The sequence below is a fragment of the uncultured Maribacter sp. genome (assembly GCF_947496775.1).
GTDB lineage: Bacteria > Bacteroidota > Bacteroidia > Flavobacteriales > Flavobacteriaceae > Maribacter_B.
In genome coordinates, this window is sequence record NZ_CANMDU010000005.1 from 83715 (window position 1) to 102996 (window position 19282).

13 protein-coding genes and 2 tRNA genes are annotated in these 19282 nt (G+C 35.4%); 1 reads left to right on the forward strand and 14 read right to left on the reverse strand.

Annotated elements, in window-relative coordinates; all coding sequences use genetic code 11:
- Positions 1 to 133: 133 nt before the first annotated feature.
- From Q0856_RS09785 to Q0856_RS09845, 13 genes are all read right to left on the reverse strand, one after another.
- A complete protein-coding gene (locus Q0856_RS09785; protein ID WP_298504545.1) occupies positions 134 to 1909 on the reverse strand; it encodes an efflux RND transporter periplasmic adaptor subunit in 1776 nt (591 codons plus the stop codon).
- Entirely contained in the window at positions 1906 to 2613 is a 708-nt protein-coding gene (locus tag Q0856_RS09790; protein WP_298504548.1) for a PepSY domain-containing protein, read from the reverse strand. Before Q0856_RS09790 ends, Q0856_RS09785 begins: the two co-directional genes overlap by 4 nt.
- Before the next feature lies 1 nt (position 2614).
- Positions 2615 to 3202: a DUF2911 domain-containing protein gene (locus Q0856_RS09795; RefSeq protein ID WP_298504550.1), complete on the reverse strand. Its 588-nt coding sequence runs from the start codon at positions 3200 to 3202 to the stop codon at positions 2615 to 2617.
- Between the two features lie 15 nt (positions 3203 to 3217).
- The gene (locus Q0856_RS09800) at positions 3218 to 5722 is read right to left on the reverse strand and encodes a heavy metal translocating P-type ATPase (RefSeq protein WP_298504553.1); all 2505 of its coding nucleotides are present in this window, start codon (positions 5720 to 5722) and stop codon (positions 3218 to 3220) included.
- A 74-nt stretch (positions 5723 to 5796) separates the two neighbouring features.
- Positions 5797 to 6249 (reverse strand): heme-binding domain-containing protein, encoded by a 453-nt coding sequence (locus Q0856_RS09805; RefSeq protein WP_298504556.1) that lies wholly within the window; start codon positions 6247 to 6249, stop codon positions 5797 to 5799.
- On the reverse strand, positions 6250 to 6858 hold the full coding sequence (locus Q0856_RS09810; RefSeq protein ID WP_298504559.1) for a DUF3347 domain-containing protein: 609 nt from the start codon (positions 6856 to 6858) through the stop codon (positions 6250 to 6252).
- Between the two features lie 10 nt (positions 6859 to 6868).
- On the reverse strand, positions 6869 to 8089 hold the full coding sequence (locus Q0856_RS09815; protein WP_298504561.1) for a TolC family protein: 1221 nt from the start codon (positions 8087 to 8089) through the stop codon (positions 6869 to 6871).
- The gene (locus tag Q0856_RS09820) at positions 8086 to 11847 is read right to left on the reverse strand and encodes an efflux RND transporter permease subunit (protein WP_298504564.1); all 3762 of its coding nucleotides are present in this window, start codon (positions 11845 to 11847) and stop codon (positions 8086 to 8088) included. The genes Q0856_RS09815 and Q0856_RS09820 overlap by 4 nt, the downstream gene beginning before the upstream one ends.
- 119 nt (positions 11848 to 11966) lie before the next feature.
- Positions 11967 to 12386 carry a hypothetical protein gene (locus Q0856_RS09825; protein WP_298504567.1) on the reverse strand — a complete coding sequence of 140 codons (420 nt, stop codon included), beginning with the start codon at positions 12384 to 12386 and terminating at the stop codon, positions 11967 to 11969.
- A gap of 305 nt (positions 12387 to 12691) precedes the next feature.
- On the reverse strand, positions 12692 to 13969 hold the full coding sequence (locus Q0856_RS09830; protein WP_298504570.1) for a site-specific integrase: 1278 nt from the start codon (positions 13967 to 13969) through the stop codon (positions 12692 to 12694).
- A 229-nt stretch (positions 13970 to 14198) separates the two neighbouring features.
- Positions 14199 to 14273, reverse strand: a tRNA-Pro gene (locus tag Q0856_RS09835).
- A gap of 98 nt (positions 14274 to 14371) precedes the next feature.
- Positions 14372 to 14460: transfer RNA gene (locus Q0856_RS09840), tRNA-Ser, on the reverse strand.
- A 110-nt stretch (positions 14461 to 14570) separates the two neighbouring features.
- Positions 14571 to 16622, reverse strand: a complete 2052-nt coding sequence (locus Q0856_RS09845) for an HDIG domain-containing metalloprotein (RefSeq protein WP_298477113.1) — start codon at positions 16620 to 16622, stop codon at positions 14571 to 14573.
- A 121-nt stretch (positions 16623 to 16743) separates the two neighbouring features.
- Between Q0856_RS09845 and Q0856_RS09850 the strand changes: the two genes are divergently transcribed.
- Entirely contained in the window at positions 16744 to 17922 is a 1179-nt protein-coding gene (locus tag Q0856_RS09850; protein WP_298504573.1) for an acetyl-CoA C-acyltransferase, read from the forward strand.
- Positions 17923 to 17999: 77 nt separating this feature from the next.
- Here the strand turns inward: Q0856_RS09850 and Q0856_RS09855 are convergent, their stop codons facing one another.
- Complete coding sequence (locus tag Q0856_RS09855; protein ID WP_298504576.1) at positions 18000 to 19262, reverse strand: tetratricopeptide repeat protein; 1263 nt, start codon at positions 19260 to 19262, stop codon at positions 18000 to 18002.
- Positions 19263 to 19282 lie beyond the last annotated feature (20 nt).

Genomic DNA, 19282 nt, shown 5'->3' on the forward strand with positions numbered 1-19282 from the left:
ATTTAAAATTTATTAGTTGGGAAATGAAGTATTTCCTTTTCATTCTTTTTAGAAATAGCACTTTCTCTCCTGAGCTATTGCTTATTGACTTGTAAGTATTCTTCACGGCATTTTTTTTAGATATAGTAAAAGTTTATTTAATTTCATGCACTATGGCGCCACAAGACAGCATTGATTCACCATAATATGGATTTTCAATCTCCTTTTTTTGGTTTAACCAAATGGCCCCTTTATAGTTATCAGCCATAGGACACTTTTGAACGTAGAGTGTTTCTGTAGGCGATTCGATATTCATCGCAAGAACTACTATATTTTCGTTTAAAATCACTAAGTATTTTCTTTGGCTCTCTATATCTTGACTAGAAGAAATCGCACCCAACATTTCAACACTCTTAGACAAATGTGACTTTTCCATCTTACCTAAATTATTTACTCCAATAGCTTTTAGTTTTTCTGCCGTGGTTTTAGCTAAAATAGAAACTTGACTTGCATCGCTGACTACAAAAGCATCTTCCATTTTAAAATAGGGTTGTAATGCAGATTGAAACACACTTTGAAATGCTTCTGATAATTTCATTTCCATCATAGGAACTGTATTAGATTTACTTTCCATCGAAGTTTCTTGCATTCCTAAATGTCCTTCGTGACCCGTCATTGTTCTACCTCCATATTTATTCATCATACTTTTTTTACCTTGCAACTGCGCAGCTGCATCTACAGTAAAAGTACCATTAGTGACTATTTCATCTCCATTTTCTAATCCTGTAGTAATTGTATAATTGTCTCCATTACGAATGCCAATAGTAACCTCTCGCATTTCAAAAACAGCTTCATTCGGATTTGTTTTAACATACACCAAAGAGCGTTCTCCTGTCCATAAAATAGCACTGGCAGGTATACTTAACGATTCCTCGGAATTCTGCATTGTCCTTTTTATTTTCCCTGTGACAAACATCCCTGGTTTGAATAAATTTTCTTTATTCTTAAGCGTTGTTCTAACAGTTACAGTTCTAGTGCGATTGTTAAGAACAGGGTCTATAAATGTAATGACGGCATCAAATTTCTTATTAGGGTATGCATTTGTGGTAACATTGATTTTCTGCCCTTTTTTAAACTGCGAAATTTGATTTTCATAGGCATCAAATTCTGCCCAAACCGAATTTAGGTTGCTCACTTTTAAAATGGGTTGACCTTGTTTTACATAGTCGCCTTCTGCTGCCATTACCATAGCTACCGTTCCTGAAACGGTTGCGTAGATTGGAAAGTTCTCGCGCACTTTTCCTGAAGCTTCTATACTGCTAATTTGCTTTTCTGAAAGTTTCCAAAGTTTTAATTTATTACGTACTGCATTATATAAAGCCGGTTGCGATTCTTTTAATGACGCTGCTGTAATTAGTTCCTGCTGGGCAGCTACAAGATTAGGTGCATAAATAGTAGCTAATAATTGTCCCTTATTTACTTTTTGTCCTTCATAGCTAACATTCAACCGCTCTAAGCGACCTTCAAAATAACTTGCTTGAACAGCGTTGTTTTCTTCGTTTTCAGCAATCTTACCAGAGAGCGAAATCATACCGTCTTCGTCAGAAGTTGCAACACTCCCAACAATACTGGTTTGAATATTAGCTAATGCCAAGGCATTTTCGGTCATTTTAATTTCATTGGCAGCAAGACCTTCCGCACCAGTTTCGGCAGGAATTAAATCCATTCCACAAATTGGACAGTCGCCAGGTTCTGGCTGCATAATCTGTGGATGCATTGAACACGTCCACATTTGATTAGCAGAGGCCTCTGAATGGTCGTGATTATCTACTGCTTGACCTGTACTCTCCGTACTATTTCCGAATAATAAATATCCGCCAAGTAATCCTATGATTACTGCAATACCTAGATATAAGATGTTCTTTTTCATTTTAAACTTTTTTTAATTTTTCTAACTGTAGGGGAACTTGTAAACCAAAGCAAAAAACCACTGAGAACTGTTATCAATCCTAAAAGTGAAAAAGCTCTTAATACTATAGTATTAAAATTGTCTCTTCCTTGATAATCCATAGTGTGTGTCATCCAGAGGAAATCAAACCAACGCCAATTGCGATGACGTACAGTCTGAAAAGCTCCATTCTTAATCGCCACATAAGCCTTTAAATTTTCATCTGTTTTATATGAAATCTCATAGGCTGGCAATGACCTTCCACGATACTCGTGGTGTTCTCCCACTGTTTCAATTCTCTTTATTTGGTCAAATTCTAAATTCGACAACATATAGCGTTCTGCTACTTTGATTGCTTCTTGTTCTGTGAGCTCCTCTTTCTTTGTTCCTGTAAGTGCATTATAAAGCACAGCCTCATTAATCCAGTAAAAGGGTGTACCTGCTATTTCAAGTAATTCTAACGATTTAATAGGTTCCTGAAAATTTAGTTGAGAACTTCCCACTAAATCTGAAAATGCGGTTTGGTCAGGAATTTCTTTTTTAAAATGGTCTCCGTGTATTTCGTCAATATCCGTCCAACTAAAGTACATTCCGCTAATCGTCCACATCAAGAACTGAATACCTAAAAAGATACCCAGATAGCGATGCGCTTTTCTTATTTTAAGTGCTGTTTTTCTTTTGACCATTTTATTTTACTTCAAAAGGAAATTCAACAAGAACCTTTTCCCAACTCAAGCTAATTGTTCCTGAATTATCGGTAGTCTTTGTTACTTTGTATTCTAAATGTTCTTTGATTTCTTCGGAAATTTTAGGGGTAACTTTAAATCGCAACACATCATTTTTCTCGTCATATTCATCTTTGCCGTGTTGCTCCCAATTAGAATTAAAAATGATAATCCAATTATCTTTTGAGGGAATTGTAAAAAACCCATACTTGCCTTTAGGAAGTGTTTTGCCATCAATTTGTAAATCTTTATTGGTTTCTATCCACGTTGCCATATGCGCTCCTGCTTGCCATATTTGGTCATACGCCAGTAAACCACCAAAAATAATTCTATCTCTAACACCCGGCGAAGAATAGTCTATGTGAATATGTGCATCACCTACCATTGCCATTGCAGAGGTATGAGGGCTTAAAGGCTTTTTCTTGACTGGTTCAACAGTTGTTACTTTTTGCTCTGTGGCTTCTCCATTTTTTAGTTCTTGCGCTTCTTTTGAAGTTTCTTTACAAGAGACTAAAATGATTAGAGACAAAAGGATGATAGTATTTTTCATTCTATAAGTATTTGATTAGTTAATTGATTTTGTTTTGAGTCTGAGCGCATTTGCTATTACAGAAACTGAACTAAAACTCATTGCTAAGGCTGCAATCATTGGTGATAACAGAATTCCGAAAAACGGAAACAAAACACCTGCTGCAATAGGTACGCCTAAAGTATTGTAGATAAAAGCGAAAAAGAGATTCTGCTTGATGTTCCGCATCACCTTATGGCTTAACTTTCTTGCTTTTAAAATACCGTACAAATCGCCATTAACCAAGGTTATCATTGCGCTTTCAATAGCGACATCTGTTCCAGTACCCATAGCAATACCTACATCACTTTTGGCCAAAGCAGGTGCATCGTTAATACCATCTCCTGCCATTGCAAGTATCCTCCCTTCATTCTGCAATTTCTCAACTTCTTGTAACTTGTTTTCAGGTAGCATACTAGCTTTAAAATCCGCAAGATTCAGTTTTGATGCTACTGCTTGTGCAGTATCGTGATTATCCCCTGTGAGCATTATTACTTCGATACCCTTATCCTGTAACTCTTTGATTGCCTTTGCACTCGTTTCTTTTATTTTATCGCCAATAACCACATAGCCAACAACATCGCCATTTACTGCCAAGTAGGAAACCGTCTTTCCCTGTTTTTGGAATGACTTCACTTCGGCTTCCATTTCTGAGGTAATTTTGGCCTGAGCATATTCCATCATTTTATCATTTCCCAAATCGAGCTTCTTACCTGCAACTGTTCCTTCTACGCCTTTTCCAGTTACTGCGCTAAAATTTTCGGTTTTTGATATTTTGGTTTTCTCCTCCCTTCCGTATTTCACTGTAGCTTCGGCTAATGGATGCTCGCTGGAACTGTTTAGAGATGCGATAAGATGTAGAATTTCGCTTTCGCGAAAGCGACTCTCATCAAAGGACCCTACTTTTTCAACGGTAGGTTTTCCTTCTGTAATCGTCCCGGTTTTGTCAACGATAAGTGTATCCACTTTGTCCATTTTTTCCAAAGCCTCGGCATTCTTAATAAGCACGCCATTTTGAGCGCCTTTACCAACGCCTACCATTACAGACATAGGTGTGGCCAATCCTAAAGCACACGGACAAGCGATTATCAATACGGCAATGGCATTCACAAACCCATAGACATACGCAGGTTCTGGCCCCCAGATTACCCAAATGACAGAGGTTATGACCGCAATAAATATGACTACTGGCACAAAATAGCCTGAAACCGTATCTGCCAGTTTCTGAATAGGTGCGCGACTGCGACTAGCATCGTTGACCATTTTTATGATTTGGGACAGCAGCGTATCGCTACCTACTTTTTCGGCTTCCATCAAGAACGACTGGTTACCGTTTATGGTACCGCTACTTACTTTATCATCTTCGACTTTATTAACTGGAATAGGTTCTCCCGAAATCATTGATTCATCAACAGTAGTTTCGCCTTCGGTAATTTTACCATCTACAGGAATTTTATCACCCGGTTTCACTCTAAGAATATCTCCTTTCTCTATCTGATCGATGGAAACTTCCTCTTCATTTCCATCTACTACCTTAATGGCTTTATTGGGCGCGAGTTTTAAGAGTTCCTTGACTGCAGAATTGGTCTTACTATGCGCACGTGCCTCAAGTACCTGACCGAGTAATACTAGAGTTAAAATAACGGTGGTCGCCTCAAAATAAACGTATACAGTTCCTGAATCGGTTAAAAAGTCTTGTGGAAATATTTGAGGGAACAGCATCCCAAAAACACTAAAAACCCAGGCCACTCCAGTACCTATCCCGATAAGGGTAAACATATTAAGATTCCATGTTATTATACTTTTATAGGCACGTTCAAAGAATATCCAAGTAGCATAAAACACGACAGGGATTGAAAGTGCAAACTGAATCCAGTTCCACGATTTTTGCTCCATTACATCGTATAATGGATTGTAGGGAATCATCTCGCTCATTGCGATTAAGAAAATAGGTAACGTAAAAGCTACAGCTATCCAGAATTTCTTAAGTAACTTTTTATAGGTCTTCTCTTCTGCGGAAAGGTCTGGTTGCATAGGCACTAAATCCATTCCACAAATGGGACAAGCTCCAGCTTCATCCTTAACAATTTCAGGGTGCATTGGACACGTCCATTGCTCAGATGATGTAATTGACAAATTTTGTACTTCTACTAAATCCATTCCGCATACAGGACAATCGCCAGATTTATCATAGGTTTTATTGCCTTCGCAATGCATCGGGCAATAAAATGTACCAGCTCCTTTGCTTTTAGGCTTTTCTTCTTTGGGTTCTTTCGCTTTATGATGTTCTCCCAATTTATGTATGCTATAAGAACCACCATCATTTTGCATTGCTTTTTGAAATGTCTCGATAGGAATATGAGATTCCATTTCGATAGATGCTTCAGCTTTTTCTAAATTTACCGAAACATTAGTCACGCCTTCCACTTTAGAAAGTGTTTGCTCTACGTGATTTCGACAGCCGTTGCAGGTCATTCCGTGTATGTGATAAGTATGTTTCATATAACTTATATTGTACCTGATGCGGGAAGGTCTTTTAACCAACCATCAAAGAATTTACCTTCCCAAATCAGGACTTAATTTTTTATTTTCAAATTATTCATATAATTAATAATCTCATTTTTTGCTAGAGAATCCAGTTTAGCACCTCTATGGATTAGCGTATAACTATCCATAGGCATCTCTCCATTTTCAATTTGTTTAATAATTGAGCGTAGCTTACTATTTTTTCTCCTATTAGAATAGTTTTTCCATTCATTGAAATTAAGTTCGGCTTTTCCTTCTTTAATATGATTTTCTAAAAACCAAGCAACTGGCTGTACCTTATTATACCAAGGAAAGCTAGTGTTATTACTATGGCAATCGTAACAAGACACCTTTAACTGATTCTGGATAGCAATTGGTACTTCATTGACCAACATAAAATCTGTTTGTGGTGTTACATCATTTTGATTAGGTTCTGTTGGTACAAATTGTATACCCACAAGAACGACCAATGCAATAATTGTAATGACTTTTAGAATCTTCATTTAGTTTATTTCTCGTTGTACCTTACCACACTTCAACATCTTGCTACCATAGTAAGGGTTTCTTACTTCTTCTTTGGTGCTTAACCAAGCCGTTCCACCATCGTACATCGGGCAAAACTGCTCATATAATTTAGTTGCTGTTCCTGTAATAGCAACCATATCTGTAATATCCTTGCTTAAAATTTTAAAATGTTCCCGTTGGTGCTTGATATCACTTTCTGAAATATGCTCAGCGTGTTCCGTAGCATCTTCGATGATTTCTTTTAATTCTTTTTTTTGAGTATCAGAGTATTTTGAAGTATCAAGGTTTCCAAAACTTTTTGCCAGAGTAGTACCAAGTCCTTTTGCTTTTTCATTATCATCGTTAACCAAAGCACCTTTAAGGCTGAAATAGTCTTTTAAAACTGATTCTGCATTGCCATCTTGATTGCCACTCATAGCTATTTCCTTTTTTTCTCCTTCGTGATGACCATCGCTATTATCGTGGTTCATTTCTGAATGGTCTTCGCTAACATTACTTTGTTCTTTCTTGTTGTCTTTGCAAGAGGTAGTAGTAAAGATTACTGATGCGATTGCTAACATCACTGTTAATATTCTTAAATTTTTCATTGTTTTTTGTTTATTGAGTTATTAAATAATTGACTACCGCACTTTGCGCATAGTATGTTGTTATGGAACTTATCTGATTGATTTGAAACTTTAATTGTAGTTCTTGTATATCTAGCACATCATTAAAATCAATAGTTCCCGTTTCATAATTCTTGATAAGAATTTCTTCCGCATCATTAGCTTGCTTTAAGTTTTTCTCTTGTGTATTGTATTTAATTCTAGCTTGGTTGCATTGTGATATCGCTTTCGCGAAAGCGGACTCTAAAATATTTAAGCGATTATCTTTTTGAGCTGTTATTTCTAATTGTTTCAAATCATTCTGCTTACTTCTTGAAGAATATTTTTTGTTGAAAATTGGAATAGAAAGGGAAACCATCGGCATAAAAATATCTTTTCCATTATCACTAAAATTCAAATCAGGACGCTCAGAAACTGGCACATAATCCAGCCCAAAACCAATCATAGGATTGCGTTCTGCTTGATTCAACAATTCCGACTGCTCAATAGATTCATAGAGTTTATCATATTTAAGCAACTCTGGATTTAAAGTTAAAGCATTCCCTGCATACACGATGTCTTCAGCAGGCAACAAAAACTCTTCAATGATATTTACTATCGTAGCTTTATCTCGATTAAGTAATTTATTAAAAGTCGTTTGCTCTCCTAAATAGGCTTCAGATAGTACTTCTTTTTGCTGTTGTAATTCATTTTGTCTAATCTGTAATCGCAACACATCTACCGCAGAAGCTTTTCCAACTTCAACAGATGTAAGTGCCAGTTTTTCATAGGTTTTTAATAATTGAATATTCTCGTCAAGTACTTTCTGTTTTGCAGTAATACTATACAGTTTGTAATATGATTGAGAAACAGAAAGTGCTAGTTTACGTTTGGCTATGACAATCTCAACATATTCTGCATCTGCCATTGAGCTAGCATAATTTTCTCTAGCGGTAATCGTACCAAACCAAGGCAGCATTTGTCTTGCAGAAAACCGTGTACGTTGTGCCCCTGTTCTTGTTTCTGGTTCACTAACAAAATAGCCTGCGCTAAATTCTGTATTCGGAATCCAATTTGCTTCGTTCACTTTTTCTTCAGCTATATTATGGCGAAGATTATACGCTTGAATCTCCGGACTATTATTTTCGGCTTCCTGAATATAGGATTGCAATTGTTGTGCTCTCGCAAAAGCGGAAACAAACAAAACGCAGATGATGATTTTTATATTTTTCATTTGTTTTCTTTTTTTAATTTGAATTCTTCTCTCCAACTGTACAATACTGGTACAATAAAATAAGATGTAATGTCAATCACCATTCCCCCGAAAATTGGGATAGCCATAGGTATCATAATATCACTTCCTTTTCCCGTGGATGTTAATACAGGAAGTAAAGCGAGAATTGTAGTTACTGTTGTCATTAGACAAGGGCGGATTCGTTTTTCGGCAGCTTCAAGCGCTGAATGCCTAATACTTTTTCTGTCTGTTGGTTTGTCTCGGTCAAAAGTTTGAGTGAGGTAGGTTGCCATTACGACACCATCATCTGTAGCAATACCAAATAGAGCGATGAAACCAACCCAAACTGCCACACTCAAATTGATAGTTTTCATATTGAACAGGTCTCGCATATTCTCTCCAAAAAAACTAAAGTTGAAGAACCAATCTTGACCATACAACCATATCATTATGAAACCACCTGCAAAAGCAACCGTGATTCCTGTAAATACCATAAGTGAAGTAGAGACAGACTTAAACTGGAAGTATAAAATCAAGAAAATAATAGCAAGCGCTAAAGGAACTACAACTGAAAGCGTTTTTTCGGCTCGCAATTGATTTTCATATGTTCCTGTAAACTGATAGCTAATTCCTTTAGGAACAGTTAGTTCGCCAGCTTCTATTTTTTGTTTAAACAAAGCCTGTGCATTTTCTACTACATCTACCTCTGCAAAACCATCGAGCTTATCAAATAGTACATAGCCTATCAAAAATGTATCTTCACTTTTAATGACTTGCGGACCTTGCTCGTAACGAATATCTACCAACTCGCCTAAAGGAACAGGACTGCCTTTTTCTACTGGAACATAAATCTTTTTTAAGTCGTCTGGATTACCTCGTAATTCTCGTGGATAGCGTACACGCACGCCATAACGTTCACGACCTTCGACAGTTTGGGTAAGTGGCATTCCACCAACAGCCACTTGTAAAACCTGCTGAACGTCCATAATCGATATTCCATACCGTGCTAACTGCTCACGTTTAATATCAATTAATAAATAGGGTTTACCCACAATACGGTCTGCAAAAACAGCTTGTTCTTTGACACCTTCAGCTTGTTTTAAAATAGTTTCAAGTTGCAAACCAAACGTTTCTATTTGTGCCAAATCTTGACCTTTCACTTTGATTCCCATAGGTGCTCGCATTCCTGTTTGTAGCATCACGAGTCTGGTTTCAATGGGCTGTAATTTTGGTGCAGAAGTCACTCCTGGTAACTTAGTAACCTTCACAATTTCGTTCCAAATATCATCAGGGCTTTCAATTTTTGGTCGCCAGTTTCTGTAATATTCACCATCATCATCTTCAATCAAATGGTTAGAACTAATAGCAAAAGGGTCTCTTAATTTTGACGTGTCATAGCTCGTATTTTTATTATCGACATCCATATTAGGGTTGATAACAAGATTACCGTGTTTAGTAATGAAAAATCCATCTTCATTTACTTTATAGCGTTGCTTTTTACCTTTTGCATTATGCATATATTCAGATTTATACTGAATCATATTTTCATACATCGAAAGCGGAGCAGGGTCAAGCGCAGATTCTGTTCTACCTGATTTGCCCACTACAGTTTCTATTTCAGGAATAGTAGCTACAGCCATATCCAGTTGTTGCAATACCCTTTTATTCTCTTCTACACCAGCGTGAGGTAGCGAGGTGGGCATTAAGAGGAACGAACCTTCATTAAGTGATGGCATAAATTCCTTCCCTGTGTTATTCATTATCCACGCACCAGAAATAAGTACCGTTGCTGGAATGATAAGAAATAGCAATTTATTTGCTAAGGCCCATTTCAAAATCTGGTTATAATATCTTCTTAAAACTGAGAATACCCCTAGAATACCGAAGCAGATTATAGATACAAATAATAGATTGAGGATGATGCTTCTATCAAAGCCTAACGGTCGCCAATATGTCGCTAGCAGTATTACTATAGCGGCTGATGCTATTATAATATTTGTAAGGCTAGCACGCTTTCGTGAAAGCACATTTCTTAAAGTCATTATTGCCGTAATACCAAAGGCTATTAAAATCAATCCCAGCCAGTACCCATAAATGATTGCTATAACACCTGTCACAATAAGAGAACAATTGATTATATAATTGAAAGAGTTTTTAATGTTCTTTTTCTTAAATAAGTACGCTGCTAATGGTGGTATTATGAATAACGCAATTACTAAAGATGCCGATAGTGCCATTGTTTTTGTAAAGGCAAGTGGACGGAATAGTTTTCCTTCTGCACCTATCATTGTAAAAACGGGAACGAAACTTATTATGGTAGTTAGAACAGCTGTTAGAATAGCTCCTGAAACTTCGGCTGTAGCATTATAGATAATTTGATTTGTGGTGTATTCCTCACCGTTTTCGTTAAGGCGAAGTTTTTTGTCATCCATATGCCGTATCATATTTTCGGCTAGTATGACACCGACATCGACCATTGTACCAATAGCGATAGCGATACCTGAAAGTGCAACGATATTTGCATCTACATCGAAGAGTTTCATTGTAATGAAAACCATTAGCACAGCTACGGGTAATAGTCCTGAAATGAGTATAGAAGCTCTTAGATTGAAGACCATTATGATGATGACCAGAATGGTAATTAAAATCTCTAGAGTTAATGCCTCGTTGAGTGTTTCTAATGTTTCCTCTATAAGCTCTGTACGGTCATAAAACGGAACTACGGTAAGTTGAGATGTACGACCATCTGCAAGTACTTTTGAAGGTAAACCGCCTTTGAGTTCATCTATTTTTGCTTTTACATTAGTGATGACTTCCATAGGGTTTGCACCATAACGAGCAACTACAACGCCACCTACAACTTCCGCTCCTTCTTTATCTAGAATACCGCGTCTTGTTGCTGGCCCAAGTGTAACATTGGCCACATCTTTGATGCGTAATGCTGTGAAATTTTCAGAAGAAACGACTGCATTTTCTATATCATCAATAGACTTAACATAGCCTAAACCACGAACTAGATATTCAGCTTGGTTAATTTCTAAAGTTTGTGCGCCTATATCTTGATTGCTCTCTTTTACAGCTTTTACAATTTGGTTTAAACCAATTTTATATTGCCGCATTTTTTCAGGATTCACGTCTACTTGATACTCCTGAACATAACCACCTATCGAAGCAACTTCTGAAACACCACTTGCACCAGAAAGCGCATACTTAACATAGTAATCTTGAATACTACTTAGTTCCTGTAAGTCCCAACCTCCAGTTACATCTCCGTTTTCATCACGTCCTTCTAACGTGTACCAATATATTTGACCTAAACCTGTGGCATCAGGACCCAAAGCAGGGTTTACGCCATCTGGCAACAAATTTGCTGGTAATGAATTTAGCTTCTCTAAGATTCGACTACGAGACCAGTAAAACTCAATATCTTCTTCAAAAATGATATAGATACTAGAAAAGCCAAACATAGAAGAACTACGAATTGTTTTTACTCCTGGTATACCCAGTAATGAAGTAGTTAAAGGATAGGTAATTTGGTCTTCAATATCTTGTGGCGAACGACCTTGCCATTTTGTGAAGACAATTTGTTGGTTTTCACCAATATCTGGAATAGCATCTACAGCTACAGGGTTTGAAGGTAGAAAACCAGTTTCCCAACTAAAGGGTGAATTTACAATACCCCAACCTACAAATAGAGTGAGCATTAAAACGGCTACGAGCTTATTCTCGATAAGAAATTTGATAGCTTTATTAAGCATATGATTTGATAATTAAACAGTTATGAAAGATTCGATATTCTGGAATACAGAAAATCAAATAAACAAGTTGAGACCAAAACGATAGTTATCGTTTGGCGCATTTAATACTGTCTAATAAATCAAATTAAAAATGTCTGATGCAAGACTTGCACATCCCGTTTGACAAATTGGGGGGAATAATCTGTATAAGGAAATTCCTTAGATGTTCTTCCTTCAAAAAGATTGATATAAGAATATACAAAAGATGCAACAAAAACTTGTTGCTCGAATGTAAGGGTGCTAAAATTATCTTTTAAATCGTCCTGTCCTTGTATAATTAATTTTTCGTCTGAACAACAAGACTTTTGGGACATTGATGTGTTTTCAGAATCAGAAGTTTCTTGTATTTTATCCATTCCACAAGACTCTGCTGCATTGAAAAACGAGAAATCAACCATTGTATCTCCACAATAATGTAAATCTACAGTAAATGACATTGTAGAAAACATTACTACAAAAGCCATTAAAGCGGACATTATTTTATTGAAGAAAGAATTCATAACATCGAAATTACAAATTTTTACAATAATCTAATTGATTTTAACATAATGTTATCGTATTTAAATTAAAAAAAATAAATTATAGTATACAATTTATCAACAAAAACATAGTATTTAATATCATTAATACTAAAATACAAAATTTAGATTCTAAAAATCACCTATTCGGTGAGCATAAAAATTTATAGCCTTGAGAGCTCATATATGCATACTATTTTAGAGTTGACAGATTTCAAATTTGGAGTCTACTCATAATCCACCACGCCTGTAATATTAATACTTAGTAAACATTTTTTTTAAAATAATTAAGTCTGGTAAAAATAATTTTCAGCAATTATTGGTTTTTTTTCATCCTGCTTATTTATTCCTTCGAGCTTATTTTTTAAGTCCTGGATATCAGTACTTACCTTTTGTTCCAACACCCTTGCATAAACTTGCGTTGTTGAAAGTTTGGTGTGCCCCAAAAGTTTTGATACTGTTTCTATTGGAACACCGTTAGAAAGAGTAACAGTAGTAGCAAACGTGTGTCTAGCAGAATGAAATGTCAACTTTTTTTTGATATTCAAGGAGTCTGCTATTTTTTTTAAGTACGTATTGACTTTCTGATTGGAATATACAGGTAGTAGCAAACCATTATTATTCTCTGAATGGCAGGCATACTTTTTAAGGATTTTCCAAGCATTATCTAATAATGGAATTTTTACCAGCTGCTCGTTCTTTTCTCGTCGTGTAAATATCCAATAATTCCCATCAATGCCCTTAGTGATATTATCTTCAACTAACATTTTAACATCTATATATGATAGCCCTGTATAACATGCAAAAATGAATACATCCTTCACTATTTCATACCCTTTTTCTTTAAGTTCTGTATTTTCTAGAGCTTCTAATTCGTATTTGGACAAAAATGCTTTTTCACGCTTATTAAATTTCAATTTGAATCGAGTAAAAGGGTTCTTATCCATCCACTCTAATTCAACCGCCAGATTCATCAATTTCTTTAGGCGTTCCAAATGCTTCATAATACCATTATTTTTTAATGGCTGTGAATTATTCAATGATGGTCCTTTTCTTAAAAACTGATCAAAATCAATTATAAAACTATGAGACAATTGTTTCAAATAAATATCATTTAATTTCTTTTTTTTAACAAGAAATAGTTTGATGTAGTTTTCCGTCGTATAATAATTTTTTAATGTCCCAAACTTCAAAGTCCCTACCATATTTTCATTATGATAGGTTATCAATTGCAGTAATGTCTTATGTCTTTCGTCCTGCCCGAGAAATCTAGCTTTGATTCCGTTTGCCGTAACTAACTCAAAATCAGAAGATAACTGCTTATAACATTCCAATAGTTTCGCCTGTACCTGGTCTATATAATTGTTCAGGGATTTGCCTTCAGGCGTTCTTGAAGTAGTTTTCTTGGAATTAGTATCCCAATAGGTAACCGAAGTTTGCCTTTTCAAACTGATTTCAGCACGTTTTCCATCAACAGTTACACGCGCATAGATTGGTGCAAAATCTTGTTTTCTCTTGGCCAAATTTAGCCAAAAATGAATGTTAAAAGTTCTTGAAGTTTCCATAAACTCTCGCTTTAAGTGAATATTCGATTTGTTTTACGAAAGTCAAATCGAAGCGAAAGTCAAACGCTAAGGAATTACCAATGTATTGAAAAAAAACGGTTAAAAATAGGTAACCGAATAGGTAACTTTTGTTATGATATTAAAGCTATTCAAATGAAATCAAAAAAAATGTATTTGCTTGATTTTCATTTGTTTAATAAAAAAAGGGTATCAAATGATACCCTTTTTGTCGGGGTGGCAGGATTCGAACCTGCGACCTCCGCGTCCCAAACGCGGCGCGATAACCGGGCTACGCTACACCCCGATAATGAGTGTATTTCTACTTCTGTAGAAAACAAAAAAACAACCGGTACTAAGTTTCTTTGTTTATATTATGTATCTGCCATCTCACGCAGACTCTTGCGGAGAGACAGGGATTCGAACCCTGGGTACCTATTTCTAGGTACGACGATTTAGCAAACCGCTCCTTTCGGCCACTCAGGCACCTCTCCAAATCTTTTTATAAGAACGTGCGTATCTCAACGCGGATGCAAATGTATATTTTCATATACTATAATCCAACATTTTTTTTACTTTTTTTATCACTTAATTTGTAACTATCTCATTCTGGATATTCTACCCTTAAATGATATATATTCCGAAGCTTCTGTTTCATCACTTTTTTAATAATTTCTATCTCTTTAAAAGTAATATTGGCATTTAAAAACTGATTTGCATTTACTTGTCCTGCAATAATTTTATCCACAAATTCATCAATTATCACGTACGTAGGATTTTTTAAACTTTTAGATGCAGCTTCTACAGAATCTGCCATCATTAAAATTGCCGTTTCTTTAGAAAAAGGTAAGGGTCCTGGGTACCTAAAATCTTTTTCATCAGCTTCTCCATGCAAGTCTAAATGTTTTTTATAAAAATAATATACGAGAGTAACCCCATGATGCGAACGAATAAAGTCTATTACCCTATCTGGTAATTTATTTTTTCTTGCTATTTCTATACCATTAATAACATGATCTATAATAATTTTAGCACTGTCTTTAGGCTCTAATTCGTCATGAGGATTGGCGTTGGTTATCTGATTTTCAGTGAAAAAAGTTGGATTGGCCATTTTACCAATATCATGATACAAAGCGCCTACCCTAACTAGCATTGCATTCGCCCCTATTTCGTTAGCCGCCGCTTCTGCTAAATTAGACACTTGTAAAGAGTGATGAAAAGTTCCAGGAGCTTTATTAGATAGCTCTTTTAATAGTTTAGAATTGGTATCGGATAGTTCTAAGAGAGAAACATCGGAAACTAGACCAAATACTTTCTCATATATATATATTAAAGGCTGAACAAACACTGTTGTTATCATCCCATTCAACAAAAACAAACTTAAAGTTATCCAATCTAAATTATTGAGATTACCCTCATGAATAACATGAAAAGCCAAATAACCAAGTATATAAATTAATGTTATTTGCCCTATAGAAATAAACAAATTAGCTCTTTTATACAATTCGGATACAGTAAGTATAGTTACAACACCAGCTATAATCTGTAAAAAAAGATACTCAAAACTATTTGGGACAATAAACCCTAATAACAAAACTGTTAGCACGTGAACAATTAAAGCTAATCTGGAATCGAAAAAAGTTTTTAAAATTAAAGGTAAAATACATAACGGTACCACAAACACATATGCTTCCTCATATTGCAACATCAGTGTTGTAATGAAAACAAATAAAAGTATATTGAAAAATATAAAAGTTACTTTGGTACTGTTTTCAAAAATAGAACTCCTATATTTTCTAATAAACAATAAAAGCATCATTAAAACCAATGCTACTAAAACTACATAACCAATAATTATATAATAGTAATTAGAATCTGACCACAATTCTGACTCATACTGCGCCTTTAAAGAATCTAATACTTTTATCTTATCTGCTTTTACCACCTCTCCTTTTGAAATGATAATATCTCCCTGTTCTATTGCCCCACGAGTATAAGATATTTTAGACAATGCATCTTCTAATGCTCTGTTCGACAATTCTTGGTCATAAAAAATATTAGGTTGTACTATCTTTTCGAATAGAGCAAAATACGAAGGCTCAAAACTTAACAAACCTTTTTCAGAAAGAACTTTATTTATACGCTCCTTTAATTGCAATATGCTAGGTAAATTCTCTACCTCTATCTGTTGCGCCGAATTGTTCTTAACTATATAAATAAGCGAAGTGTTTTCTTTAACATCTTTACCTGAGCTCAATCCCTTTCTATATAGAACTTTTAAAATTTCCCTACCAACCTCGTCTAACGTTATTCTTTGCTCTCTGTTATAATTATCTTTATCAAAAACAGTAAGAAAACTATTTACATATTCTTTAGAAACACTTTTTTCAATTGCCTTTCTTACTCTATAATAAGGAATCTGGCTTTCAATAATTTCTTTTTTCTCACGAGCTATTTCCGTATCCGTTTTATTTACAGAAAAATCAAAAGGAGCATATAAGTTTTCAAACTGCCAGGGTTTTCCTTTTTGATACTCATATTTAAACTTTCCTCCTTTCGGAAAAAAGAAAACAATAAAACAAATAGATACTATATATAAACCGTATTTGTAGATATGGGACTGATTCTTATAAATATTGTCCAGAGATTTTCGCATATAGATATTCTGAATATCAAAAATAGAAAAATATAATGTTAATTAACCTATTGCACTAATAACCATTTGATTTGTTATTTAATTACTTAATTTTACGAAAACGTTTAAGTAATTTAAATAAATGAAAAAAGTAGTAATAGTTTCCGCCGTTAGAACCCCAATTGGCAGCTTCATGGGGGCATTATCCACTATACCAGCCCCAAAATTAGGTGCAACTGCCATCAAAGGAGCTTTAGAAAAAATAAAATTAAGCCCAGATAAAGTAGAAGAAGTAATAATGGGCAATGTAATACAAGCCGGAACAGGACAAGCACCTGCTAGACAAGCGGCCATTTTTGCTGGAATACCCAACACTGTTCCTTGTACTACTATTAATAAAGTATGTGCCTCTGGAATGAAATCTGTAATGCAAGCGGCGCAAGCTATAGCAATAGGTGATGCATCTATTATTGTAGCCGGAGGAATGGAAAACATGAGCCTTATTCCCCACTATACTTATATGAGAAAAGGGGTTAAATTTGGACCTTCCTCTATGATAGACGGTATGCAGAAAGATGGATTAGTAGATGCATATGATGAAAACGCTATGGGTGTTTGCGCGGATGCCTGTGCTGCGGAATATAAGTTTACTAGAGAAGACCAAGATACTTTTGCCATACAATCATACAAAAGGTCAGAAAAAGCATGGAAAAATGGTCTTTTTGCAAATGAAGTTATCCCTGTGGAAGTTCCACAACGAAGAGGAGAACCTATACTTGTTACCGAAGATGAAGAGTTTAAAAATGTACGGTTAGAGAAAATACCTTTATTACGCCCTGCATTCACAAAAGATGGTACTGTTACTGCTGCAAATGCTTCTACTATTAATGATGGTGCCGCGGCTTTGATTTTAATGAGTGAAGAAAAAGCGAAAGAACTAAACCTAAAGCCCATTGCTACTATTAAAAGTTATGCCGATGCGGCTCACGAACCAGAATGGTTTACCACTGCTCCAGCCAAAGCACTCCCTAAGGCATTAGAAAAAGCTAATATCTCTATCTCTGATGTTGATTATTTTGAATTTAATGAAGCTTTTTCTGTTGTTGGATTAGCTAACGTAAAAATACTAGGCTTAAACGATTCTAACGTAAACGTTAATGGCGGTGCGGTATCTCTAGGGCATCCTCTTGGTTGTTCAGGAGCAAGAATACTAGTTACATTAATAAACGTTTTAGAACAAAAAAATGCTAAAACGGGCGCTGCTGCCATATGTAATGGCGGTGGTGGAGCTTCTGCCATAGTTATAGAAAGAAACAACTAAAATATAGTTAAACTTCAAAAAAAGGGTCCCCTACTTAGTAAGAGACCCTTTTTAAATACTATTGAATAATGAAAGAATTACTCTCCTAATAACTTCTTTAATCTCATGAAATTTTCATTATCTCCCATTGCACCATAGATGTTTTTTAACTGAGTTAAAATACCTTGGTTATCCGGATTCGTTTTTAAAGCTTCCTCTAAAACACCAGCTCCTTCTTTAAACAAATCATCTTTCTGTTGTTTCAATTCATCATAACGAGCTATATCTGCCCTAGAATTCCCTAAAGAGTTCATCTCATCAATTAAACCATTACCTTCATTCACATAAGTTGTAGAAAGGTTTAATTGTGCATTGGTATATCCTGGATTAATTTCTAAGGCCTTTTTATAAGCGTCTCTTGCTTCTGCAATATTTCCTTGCTCCATATTGATAACACCAATATTATAATGCAAATCTGGATTTTCTGGAGCAACCTCAACTGCTTCGGCCATTAATTCTTTAAATTTATCCTTATCTCCTAGTTTAAAATAAAGATTAGCTTGATTAAGGATTAAATTCACATCTTTTGGATCATTAACTCTAGCAGCTTTATACGCTTCTAATGCTTTTTCATCTTGACCTAATTGTGTGTATATTAAAGCTGTATTTTTTACAATCTCAGCTTTCTTAGATGGGGTTTTCTCATCTACAGGGTCCTTATACGTTCCAGATTTAACCATTAAATCTCTCTGTACTTTATCCATTTCTTCGCTCTCTCCTGAAGCAACATTAGTAGCTTTATAAACTACACCGCTACCATCATAACCAACTTCTTGCAATTCGTTATAATAAGTTAAAGCCTCTTCATAATGACCTCCATTCACGGCACTACTCGCCGCATAATACAAATAAGAAGTATCCTTAGGACTCAACTTATAACTCATATATAGTTTTTCAGCAGCTTCTTTAAACTTTTTAGCTCCGTTGTCCGCTACAGCTGAATTAACTAAATCTGCAGTAATAGCAGACATATGCTGTTTTGTTTCTGCAGAGTATTTAGCTTTGCCACTTTCTTCTTCAATTTTTAAAACATTTTTAAAAGAAGCAACAGCCTCTTTAAAAGCTCCATTATCTCCTTTTTTAGCTAGATCGGCATAAGTTTTTCCTTTTAAAAACTCATATTGCGCCTTTACTTTTGCATCTGCATTAGCAACTAAACCTGAGGCAGCTTCCAAAGATGCTTTGGCAGACTTAGAGTCACCTCCTTTTAAAGCCTTATCCGCTGCTTTTAACTCACTCTTCTGGGCAAACCCTACCATGGTAAAGGACATTGCTGCCAATAATATAACTTTCGTTTTCATTTTTTTACTCAATTAAAATA

Coding starts and splice junctions, on each gene's coding strand:
- Q0856_RS09785 (WP_298504545.1), bottom strand. CDS start 1,909: ATGAAAAAGAACATCTTATATCTAGGTATTGCAGTAATCATAGGATTA.
- Q0856_RS09790 (WP_298504548.1), bottom strand. CDS start 2,613: ATGGTCAAAAGAAAAACAGCACTTAAAATAAGAAAAGCGCATCGCTAT.
- Q0856_RS09795 (WP_298504550.1), bottom strand. CDS start 3,202: ATGAAAAATACTATCATCCTTTTGTCTCTAATCATTTTAGTCTCTTGT.
- Q0856_RS09800 (WP_298504553.1), bottom strand. CDS start 5,722: ATGAAACATACTTATCACATACACGGAATGACCTGCAACGGCTGTCGA.
- Q0856_RS09805 (WP_298504556.1), bottom strand. CDS start 6,249: ATGAAGATTCTAAAAGTCATTACAATTATTGCATTGGTCGTTCTTGTG.
- Q0856_RS09810 (WP_298504559.1), bottom strand. CDS start 6,858: ATGAAAAATTTAAGAATATTAACAGTGATGTTAGCAATCGCATCAGTA.
- Q0856_RS09815 (WP_298504561.1), bottom strand. CDS start 8,089: ATGAAAAATATAAAAATCATCATCTGCGTTTTGTTTGTTTCCGCTTTT.
- Q0856_RS09820 (WP_298504564.1), bottom strand. CDS start 11,847: ATGCTTAATAAAGCTATCAAATTTCTTATCGAGAATAAGCTCGTAGCC.
- Q0856_RS09825 (WP_298504567.1), bottom strand. CDS start 12,386: ATGAATTCTTTCTTCAATAAAATAATGTCCGCTTTAATGGCTTTTGTA.
- Q0856_RS09830 (WP_298504570.1), bottom strand. CDS start 13,969: ATGGAAACTTCAAGAACTTTTAACATTCATTTTTGGCTAAATTTGGCC.
- Q0856_RS09845 (WP_298477113.1), bottom strand. CDS start 16,622: ATGCGAAAATCTCTGGACAATATTTATAAGAATCAGTCCCATATCTAC.
- Q0856_RS09850 (WP_298504573.1), top strand. CDS start 16,744: ATGAAAAAAGTAGTAATAGTTTCCGCCGTTAGAACCCCAATTGGCAGC.
- Q0856_RS09855 (WP_298504576.1), bottom strand. CDS start 19,262: ATGAAAACGAAAGTTATATTATTGGCAGCAATGTCCTTTACCATGGTA.